Annotated in this window: 8 protein-coding genes; 2 read left to right on the forward strand and 6 right to left on the reverse strand. The window is 43.1% G+C overall.

Features of this window, described 5'->3' with window-relative positions; translation table 11 throughout:
- Positions 1–148: 148 nt before the first annotated feature.
- Positions 149–1,144, forward strand: a complete 996-nt coding sequence (locus ASU35_RS14135) for a LacI family DNA-binding transcriptional regulator (RefSeq protein WP_058353629.1) — start codon at positions 149–151, stop codon at positions 1,142–1,144.
- A 393-nt stretch (positions 1,145–1,537) separates the two neighbouring features.
- Here ASU35_RS14135 and ASU35_RS14140 read toward each other — a convergent pair whose 3' ends face one another.
- The 6 genes from ASU35_RS14140 to ASU35_RS14165 are packed head-to-tail and all read right to left on the reverse strand — an operon-like array spanning position 1,538 to position 8,421.
- A complete protein-coding gene (locus tag ASU35_RS14140) occupies positions 1,538–3,319 on the reverse strand; it encodes a methyl-accepting chemotaxis protein (protein WP_058353630.1) in 1,782 nt (593 codons plus the stop codon).
- A 38-nt stretch (positions 3,320–3,357) separates the two neighbouring features.
- The gene (locus ASU35_RS14145; RefSeq protein ID WP_058353631.1) at positions 3,358–5,100 is read right to left on the reverse strand and encodes an NADH-dependent [FeFe] hydrogenase, group A6; all 1,743 of its coding nucleotides are present in this window, start codon (positions 5,098–5,100) and stop codon (positions 3,358–3,360) included.
- 14 nt (positions 5,101–5,114) lie between these two features.
- A complete protein-coding gene (locus tag ASU35_RS14150; RefSeq protein WP_058353632.1) occupies positions 5,115–6,905 on the reverse strand; it encodes an NADH-quinone oxidoreductase subunit NuoF in 1,791 nt (596 codons plus the stop codon).
- Positions 6,906–6,926: 21 nt separating this feature from the next.
- Positions 6,927–7,298 (reverse strand): (2Fe-2S) ferredoxin domain-containing protein, encoded by a 372-nt coding sequence (locus ASU35_RS14155; RefSeq protein WP_058353633.1) that lies wholly within the window; start codon positions 7,296–7,298, stop codon positions 6,927–6,929.
- Between the two features lie 36 nt (positions 7,299–7,334).
- A complete protein-coding gene (locus ASU35_RS14160; RefSeq protein ID WP_058353717.1) occupies positions 7,335–7,892 on the reverse strand; it encodes an ATP-binding protein in 558 nt (185 codons plus the stop codon).
- Positions 7,893–7,926: 34 nt separating this feature from the next.
- The gene (locus tag ASU35_RS14165) at positions 7,927–8,421 is read right to left on the reverse strand and encodes an NADH-quinone oxidoreductase subunit NuoE family protein (RefSeq protein ID WP_058353634.1); all 495 of its coding nucleotides are present in this window, start codon (positions 8,419–8,421) and stop codon (positions 7,927–7,929) included.
- Positions 8,422–8,711: 290 nt separating this feature from the next.
- Here ASU35_RS14165 and ASU35_RS19930 point away from each other — a divergent pair.
- Positions 8,712–9,637 (forward strand): hypothetical protein (locus ASU35_RS19930; protein ID WP_187142761.1); only part of this gene is annotated, 926 nt, incomplete at its 3' end.

Genomic DNA, 9,637 nt, shown 5'->3' on the forward strand with positions numbered 1-9,637 from the left:
TCTTTCTTGGTCATGTGAAATCAGCCCCTTTGCGAAAAGTTTTTATTCCTCAAAGCTGAACAAGCATGAGGATTTCTTGCAGAAGTATGCTAAATGTGATAGAATGTTTTCATGAATATATTTTATAAAGAAGAATCGAAGGAACAGTATGGCAACGATAAAAGAAATAGCAGAATTGGCTGGTGTTTCCATAGCAACGGTTTCCAGGGTGCTTAACTACGATGAAACACTAAATGTCCAGGATGAAACGAAAAAAAGAATATTTGAAGCTGCAGACCAACTGGAATATCCGCTGAAGGATAAGAAGCGAAGAAAGCGGAAGTTAAAAATAGGTGTGCTTTATTCCTATTCCCTGGAGGAGGAGTTGGAGGATACCTATTACCTTTCTGTCCGTGTAGCGATTGAGAAAAAGATAGAAAAAGAGGGATATAAGAAAATCCGTATCAGCAGCCGGGATGAGAAGGAAAATATGGCAGGGCTGGACGGTCTGATTTGTCTGGGAACCTTCAGTCATTCTATGGAAGAGAAAATACAGTCCTTTGAGAAACCGGCAGTTTTTGTAGATGCACTGCCGGATTATGATGGATTTGATGCGGTAATTCACGATATCCGCCGTTCGGTGAAAAAGGTAATGGACTACCTGATAGAGCAGGGACATGAAAAAATTGCCTTTATTGGAGGGACAGAAACGGATTCAGATGGAAGAGAAGTTGTGGATACGCGAACCTGCTTGTACCGGGATTATATGAAAGAAAAAGGTCTGTTTCTGCCGGAATACTTGAAGGTTGAGGGCTATACACCTCGAAATGGTTATCATATGATGAGAGAGCTTTTAGAGCTTCCTAATCAGCCGACAGCGGTATTTGTGGCTAATGATTCCTTGGCTATTGGCTGTTACAAGGCAGTTAATGAGAAGGGGCTCTTGATTCCGGAGGATGTAAGCTTAATCGGATATAATGATATTTCTGCGGCAAAGTATCTGGTGCCGCCTCTGACAACGGTAAAGCTGTATATGGAATTTATGGGCGAACGTGCCGTAGATATTCTGGCAGAGAGAATCTGGAACGAAAGAGAAATCGGTATTCAGACCCTTATACCATCGAAGCTGGTGCTTCGGGAAAGTGTAAAAAATTTAAAATTGTAATAAAAGAAATCCCCTGGAAGCTCCGTCTTTCCAGAGGATTTCTTTTTGGTGCTACTCTAGTATGTATATTCCTTAGGCTGATATAGAAAATTGTTAAGCTTTAAGTTTGCTCCATAGGTACAGGTGTGGCAGTTTAAGGAGGCTTTTGTTTCCTTCTCTGCTGCACTGTCCAGAGCGGATGCAAAGCTACCTGTTTTTCTGTTATCAAAAGAGCGGCTCTGTGCAGATTCCTCACGAGTATTCTTTGACTGAGGAATAAAACATATAGAGTTTACCTTGAAAATAGTAGAAATTTCTTTTACAGCTGCTGCTTTAACTCCCTCCTTGGATGTATATTTTAACAGTGCCGTTTATTGGTTCTACTATATATATCGGACTAAAGTCCTAATAATATTAGATTTTAAATTTAGAAATTTGATTTGCCAGAGCATCAGCGGTATTCTTGGTTTTCTGTGTTTCTTCGAGAACATTTTCAGATTGCTGCGTGATATTGGAAGCTCTTTCTGCAATATCAGTAGTACCCTCGGCACCCTCGTTAGCAGCTCGGGAAATTTCTCCGATGGAAAGGCTGATATTTTGAATTACCGTGGATAATTCCTGAGACGAAGCGTTAACACTGTTTACCAGTTCGCTGATAAATTTAGCGTCTGTATTGTACTGAAGACCAACCTCCATGAAGGTATCATAATCGGCATTAATATCTGTGGAGATAAATTCAATCAGGCGGCTTGCATTGGAGGCAAGAGTCTCTACAGCAGAGGTAACCTCCTGTGTAACCTGCTGGATTTTGATAACCGTGTCCTTGGATTGGTCTGCAAGGCTGCCGATTTCATTAGCAACGACAGCAAAGCCTTTGCCGGCTTCGCCAGCTCTTGCAGCTTCAATAGAGGCATTTAAGGCAAGGAGATTAGTCTGACTGGTGATTTCCATAATGGATTCTGCCAGCTTATAAATTTCACTGACAACCTTGGATTGCTCTAGGGAAGCCTCTAAGTCTTTGCGAATTTTATTCTGGGTAACCGTAGTTTTTTCACGGGAGACAAGTACATGATTTTTCATGTTTTCGGCACGGCTGCTAATTTCCTCTGCCTGCTTTGCACCCTCTTGGGAACGATGAGCCATTTGCTGTACGGTATGATTAATTTCCTCAGAGGAGGCTGTTAATTCCTGAGAGGTGGCAGCAGTTTCCTCCATGCTGGCAGCCAGTTCCTGGGTAGTAGCAGAAATATTGCTGATCTCGTCATTTAAAGAAATAATATTTCCATTTACGGTAGTGACGTTATGTTCAATTTCATCAGCCTCTGCCTGTACACTGCCAATCAGCTGACAGGTTGCGTTCTTCATATTTTCCATAGCCCTTGCCAGCTGGCCAAAATCATCCTTACGCTTTAAAAAGCTATCTGGCAGAGAAATAGAATAGTCCCCCTTAGAAAGAACCTCCATAAAGGCTACTGCGTGCTTGAGGGCAGAGATGATTTCCAGTGCAATAGCTATCGTAATAAAACCAATAATAAGGACAGCCAGGATAAGAACAGTAATTACAATCTGGCGGTTACGCAGATAGGCATCCTTTTGATTCTGGGTTTTTTCCTGGGCAATAACCTCCAGCTCATCAATATAATTCCCGGTACCGATGACCCATTCATAAGGCTCAAAGGCCTTGCTGTAGGCACGCTTCGGGTCGGATTCGGTCTTACCCTCCTTTGGAAAATAATATTCGCTAAAGCCACCATCCTCCCTGCGACCATTTTCAATGATATCACGTACCATATAGGTGCCGTTGCTATCCTGGGCATTCCAACGATTGGTACCTTCTGTGTCACTGCCGAGAAGGACAATATTATCGCCTTCATAGGTATCAATCCAGAAGTAGCCGGATTCACCATATCGGATATCTCTTACCAGATCAGCAGCTAATTTCTTAGCCTCTGCCTCAGTATAGACTCCAGCCAGCTGTTTTTGATAAATAGAGTCAATCAGTGAAATTATGTTTGTTACCTGATCTTTAATTTGTGTGTCATAATCCTCGTTTAAAGAGATCTCCAGTGCGTTAACAGAGAGCTCATAGGAATTCTTGGCTTGTGCAAGATTATACAATGCTACAAAGAAGAAACCGGTAAACATTACAAGGGATAGTATTAAAAGTTTTGTACGAACCTTTAAATTTTTAAACATAATAAAACCTCATCTCTCTTATGTAATTTGATTTAATTTTAGTTGACGCTTCTTTTTACATAGGTTGTATGCAGAAGCTCATGTGCCTTATGGCTGCCTGGCTCACCAAGATACTCTTTATAGAGTGTCTGGATTGCCGGATTTTCATGAGAGCGTCTTAAAGGTCTGGATTCATCCAGATCGTAGAGAACGCCTGCACGCAGGGAACGAATATCGGTTGTATTACGGATGTGGCCTGGCACCTGTGGTTGTCCACCACCGTTGACACAGCCTCCTGGGCATCCCATGATTTCAATAAAATGATAATCAGCTTCACCGGCCTTTACCTTGTCTAACAGGGCTGTTGCATTGCCAAGACCGGAAGCAACAGCAACCTTTACATCCATACCGCTTACATTGTAGGTAGCCTCTTTGATACCTTCAACACCACGAACCTCTTTAAACTCAACTGGGCTGTCACTAGACTCTCCGGTCAGCTTCCATACAGCGGTACGAAGAGCTGCCTCCATAACACCACCAGTAGCACCGAAGATAACAGCAGCACCAGTGGAAAGTCCCAGAGGGTCATCAAACCTTTCGTCTGTAGGAAGCGACAGGAAGTTAAGACCGGCCTTTTTAATCATACGGGCTAGCTCTCTGGTAGTGAGGGCAAAATCAACGTCAGGGACACCGGCAGCATCCTGGTCATCACGTCCGATTTCAAATTTCTTTGCAGTACATGGCATTATGCTGACAGATAGGATATTCTTTGGATCAATACCCATCTTCTCTGCATAGTAGGTCTTTGCAATAGCACCAAACATCTGCTGTGGAGACTTACAGGAGGACAGATTCTCAGTCATATCCGGGAAGTAATGCTCACAGTATTTAATCCATCCTGGAGAACAGGAGGTAATTAATGGAAGAACGCCTCCGTTCTGTACACGGTCTAAGAATTCGGTAGCCTCCTCCATGATAGTCAGGTCAGCGGAGAAGTCGGTATCGAATACTTTATCAAAGCCAAGTCTGCGGAGAGCAGCAATCATCTGGCCCTCAGCGTTGGTTCCGATAGGAAGACCAAAAGCTTCGCCGATGGCTGCACGGACAGCAGGAGCTACCTGAACGATAACGTGTTTCTCAGGGTCAGCGATGGCCTTAAATACATCCTCGGTAGAATCCTTTTCGGAAAGAGCACCGGTAGGACAGACAGTGATACACTGACCGCAGGATACGCAGCTGGTATCAGCTAAATCCATATCAAAGGCACAGCCAATCTGTGTATGGAAGCCACGATTGTTTGCACCAATTACGCCAATATCCTGTACTTTTTCACAGACAGCCAGGCAGCGTCTGCAAAGAATACATTTGCTGTTGTCACGAATCATGTGAGCAGCAGAATCATCAATCTCAGTAGGTGTTTTTATACCATCGTAATAGCCTTCATCATCTACACCAAGCTCCTTTGCCAGCGTCTGAAGCTCACAGCTACCGCTTCGCACACAGGACAAACAGGAACGGTTATGGTTGGAAAGAATCAGCTGGAGAGTTTTCTTTCTGGAATCCAGTACCTTAGGGGTATTGGTCCATACCTCCATGCCTTCGTTTACTGGGTATACGCAGGAAGCTACTAGACTTCTCGCACCCTTTACTTCAACAACACAGATACGGCAGGCACCGATTTCGTTGATTTCCTTCAGGAAACAAAGAGTCGGAATTTCGATATGTGCCAGTCTTGCCGCTTCTAAAATTGTGGATCCCTCTGGAGCGGATATGTCCATGCCATTTATTTTTAAGTTTATCATGTCTCGACTCCTCCTTATCTCTTTTCAATTGCACTGAATTTACATTTTTCCATACAAGCACCGCACTTAACACAGAGCTCCTGAGAAATAACGTGAGGCTTTTGAACAGTACCAGAAATAGCACCATTCGGACAGGTTCTTGCACACAGGGTACAGCCCTTACACTTATCAGGATTAATATGATAAGACAGGAGTGCCTTACATACGCCGGCAGGACATTTCTTGTCTACAACGTGGGCAACATATTCATCACGGAAGTAACGTAAGGTAGAAAGTACTGGATTTGGTGCTGTCTGGCCAAGTCCGCATAAGGAGTTCTCTTTTATGTAATAGCAAAGCTCTTCCAGCTTGTCGATGTCCTCTAAAGTACCCTGGCCCTTGGTAATTTTCTCAAGAATTTCGAGCATTCTTTTGGTACCGACACGGCAAGGAGTACATTTTCCGCAGGACTCGTCTACAGTAAATTCAAGGAAGAACTTGGCAATATCTACCATACAGTTATCCTCATCCATAACGATAAGTCCACCGGAGCCCATCATGGAGCCGATGCTGATTAAGTTATCATAGTCAATTGGAATATCAAAATGCTCTGCCGGGATACATCCACCGGAAGGACCACCGGTCTGAGCTGCCTTAAACTTCTTGCCATTAGGAATACCGCCACCGATTTCTTCAACAACCTTACGGAGAGTAGTTCCCATAGGGATTTCTACCAGACCGGTATTGTTGATCTTTCCACCTAAAGCGAATACCTTGGTACCCTTGGATTTTTCCGTACCCATGGAAGCGAACCATTCAGCACCATTTAAAATAATCTGTGGTACATTTGCATAGGTTTCTACGTTATTTAAAATAGTAGGCTTTCCAAAAAGACCCTTTTGGGCTGGGAAAGGAGGTCTTGGACGAGGCTCACCACGGTTACCTTCGATAGAGGTCATAAGAGCGGTTTCTTCACCACATACGAAAGCACCTGCACCAAGACGTAAATCAATATCGAAGCAGAAATCAGTACCAAAAATATGATTGCCTAATAAGCCATAATCTCTGGCCTGTGAAAGGGCAAGAGTCAGACGCTGTACAGCGATTGGGTATTCGGCACGAACATAGATGTAACCCTGGGTGGCACCGATAGCATAGCCTGCGATAGCCATAGCCTCAAAGACAACGTGTGGATCACCCTCTAATATGGAACGATCCATGAAAGCACCAGGGTCACCTTCATCAGCATTACAGCAGACGTATTTCTGGTCGGCGTCATTGCCCTTTGCCAGCTTCCATTTGATACCGGTAGGGAAGCCGCCACCTCCTCTTCCACGGAGACCACTGTCGGTGATTACCTTGATAACATCGTCCGGTGTCATCTCAGTAAGAACCTTTCCAAGAGCTTCATAGCCACGGGTTGCAATATATTCATCGATATTTTCAGGGTTGATGACACCACAGTTACGAAGAGCAATTCTGTGCTGACGCTTATAGAAAGTGGTGTCCTTTAAGGATTTTACGGCACCTTCATCGGTTACAGTTTCATTGTATAGAAGGTGTTTTACAATACGACCCTTTAATAAATGTTCGGAAACAATTTCGGGGATATCATCTACCTTTACCATAGAGTAGAAAGCTGCTTCAGGATATACAATCATAATCGGGCCAAGGGCACAAAGGCCGTGGCAGCCGGTCTGGACTACAGCTACCTCATCGGTAAGCCCGTTTTTGTCAATCTCTGCCTGCAGGGTCTTCATGATTTCCTGGCTTCCGGAAGAAGTACAGCCGGTTCCACCGCAGACTAAAACATGTGAATGATACATAATTATGTCCTCCTCCTGTTATTATTTGATGGCAGAATTGATGGTGTACTCAGTAACAGCCTGGCCACGGATTAGATGCTGCTCTACAACCTCCATAGCCTTCTTGGGCGTCATTTTGATATAAGTAACCTTGTCCTTGCCTGGCTCTAAAACCTCGACGATCGGTTCGTACTGGCACAGACCGATACAGCCGGTCTGGGTAACGGAAATATTGGATAAATTCTTTGTCTGTACGGCATCGGAAAGAGCGGTAAGAACTGGTCTTGCACCGCTGGCAATGCCACAGGTAGCCATACCTACGATAACACGGACACGGGCTTCGTCTTCAGAACGAACACCAATCTGACCCTGCAGCTTTTCGCGAATTGCTTTTAATTCTTCTAAAGATTTCATATTGTCCTCCAATCTGCGATATTTCCATGCTTGATTTTAATAGGAAATACCTCCATCTGCCTCTGCTTTATTTTCTATTAGAAATTCTTTGATGTAATTGGAAACCTCTGGGACATCAAAAGGAATGCCGCCGAGGATTTCCTTCATTTCCCTGGTGTCCAGAGTAAATCCTCTTTCATCATAGCTATAGGTGTAGATAAAATCTGTCTGTGTATGAAAGGTTATCAGGGTATGTATAGTACTGGTTATATCCCCCAAAGGCATACGGTCAATGTGAGACAGGGTAAATATCGCTTTTACAGTAGTGCCTTTTCCCAGAGTAGAATCTATGAAAAAGCTGCCGCCTGTCATAAGGGCGGCCTGCTTGAAAAAAGGAATCCCAAGTCCTGCCTTCCGGGTAGTCCGGGTCGTGAAAAAAGGATCCTCAACTGCAGCTACCTGCTCCTTTGACATCCCTTTGCCATTATCCTTGATGGTGATAGCAAGAGTATCCTTGACCGTGCTTGTCTCTACGGTGATTTCCACCAGTGTAGCTTCAGCCCTGGTAGAATTTTCAGCTATATCTAAAATATTCAGGGAAATTTCAGTCATCATAATCAATACCTGTAAGCTTTTTGCTATATTTGGATTAGTTATATTTGGATAAGATATCAGCCACATCATCCACAGTCAGACGTCCATAAACCTCGTCATTGACAGTCAGGACAGGAGCGAGACCGCAGGCACCGATGCATCGGCATGCCTCCAGAGAAAAGCGTCCGTCAGGAGTACAGCCACCGTTTTCAATGCCAAGTATTTCCATCAGCTTATTAAAGATATCGCCAGAGCCCTTAACGTAGCAGGCGGTACCGAGACAGACACTGATTTTATTTTTGCCCTTTGGATTTAAGGCAAACTGGGAATAAAAGGTGGCAACACCATAGATTTTTTCTAATGGAATACCGGTTTTGTCGGAAATGATTTTCTGAACTTCAATAGGAAGATAACCATAGATTTCCTGTGCTTTTTGCATAATAGGCATTAAAGAGCCTTGTTCATCCTTATGTTCAGCAATGATATTTTTAAGTTCTTCTTCCTGCTCTTTCGTTCCCCGGAACGGAACGGCTGTTTTTTTTGAACTCATTTGTTAACCCTCCTTAAAGAAATTTTTTTGTTTCCCTATAAATCTCATACAACAGTAAATTAATTATAACATACAAAAGTTAAAAAATCTATTTTGTTTTAAAATTAACTAAAATCTAATGAAGTGGATAATATTTTTATGTTAAAAATATACTAATTTGTGAAGAGCAGTAATAGGGTAGTTTAATCTGCAAAACTCAAGTAAAAAAGGAAAATATTGACAAAAGATGCAGAAAAAGGTATGATAAGAAATACATAGCTACATATGAAAAAATTAAGGAGGTAGGATAAATGAAAATCTTAAGACGTACTTTAGCAATTTTGCTAGTTGTCTGTCTGAGCTTTCAGATATCATCAGTAGCAGATGCAGCAAGTAAAACTGTAACAGTGTCAACACAGTTGCAGCTGGAAAAAGCAATTAAAAGTGGAAGGGCTACCACTATTAAGATCAAGACTAATAAGAATGTTAAGCTTACGATTCCAGCCGGTGGCAAAACAAAGAATATTAAGCTGGTAGTCGATGCTCCAAAGGCAACTATTACAAATAAGGCATCCTTTCAGGCGATTAGTTTAGCTGGAACTGAAGTAAAAAAATATACCGAGAATGGTAAAAATAATGCCATTACAGTCACTGCAAAGAAAGCAAATGTCACGGTCAGCAAAAAAACCACAGTTAAAAGGCTTATGACCAAGGGGGCGGAAAGTGATATTACAGTAAACAAAGGAAGTAAGATCCTTGAGCTGGTAACAGGAAAGGAAAAAGAAGTAGTCAATTTAAATGTAAACGGAATGATTGGTGCGGTAAGTATTTCCTCTGTGGGGGCAGTAGTAAACTTGAAGGGAAGTACACAGGAGGTTCCGATTACTGTAGCAGCAGAGGGTGTTAAGCTTATGGCAGCTGTTACGGTGGATGTTACCTTGAAGAAAGAGGCTGATATTACCTTAAAGGAGGGGGCAGAGCAATCTAAGATTACTGTGGATAAGAATGTTGCGGGTGAGGTTATTAATGATACCAAGGCTGCGATAGAGGTATTCACTCCGGATGGCAGGGTTAAAGTAGCTGCAGGAGAAAAGAAGAAAACTGTAGTAACTAAGGAGCCGAGTCCAAGCCCAAATCCAAACCCAAATCCGGATTCAGGTCCAAGCCCAAATCCAGGTCCGAGCCCAAATCCAGGTCCGAGCCCAAATCCAGGTCCGAGCCCAAATCCAGGTCCGAG

Origin of the sequence: Acetivibrio ethanolgignens (assembly GCF_001461035.1) — a bacterium.
In the GTDB taxonomy this organism is placed as follows: domain Bacteria; phylum Bacillota; class Clostridia; order Lachnospirales; family Lachnospiraceae; genus Velocimicrobium; species Velocimicrobium ethanolgignens.

Coding starts and splice junctions, on each gene's coding strand:
- ASU35_RS14135 (WP_058353629.1), top strand. CDS start 149: ATGGCAACGATAAAAGAAATAGCAGAATTGGCTGGTGTTTCCATAGCA.
- ASU35_RS14165 (WP_058353634.1), bottom strand. CDS start 8,421: ATGAGTTCAAAAAAAACAGCCGTTCCGTTCCGGGGAACGAAAGAGCAG.
- ASU35_RS14140 (WP_058353630.1), bottom strand. CDS start 3,319: ATGTTTAAAAATTTAAAGGTTCGTACAAAACTTTTAATACTATCCCTT.
- ASU35_RS14155 (WP_058353633.1), bottom strand. CDS start 7,298: ATGAAATCTTTAGAAGAATTAAAAGCAATTCGCGAAAAGCTGCAGGGT.
- ASU35_RS14160 (WP_058353717.1), bottom strand. CDS start 7,892: ATGATGACTGAAATTTCCCTGAATATTTTAGATATAGCTGAAAATTCT.
- ASU35_RS14150 (WP_058353632.1), bottom strand. CDS start 6,905: ATGTATCATTCACATGTTTTAGTCTGCGGTGGAACCGGCTGTACTTCT.
- ASU35_RS14145 (WP_058353631.1), bottom strand. CDS start 5,100: ATGATAAACTTAAAAATAAATGGCATGGACATATCCGCTCCAGAGGGA.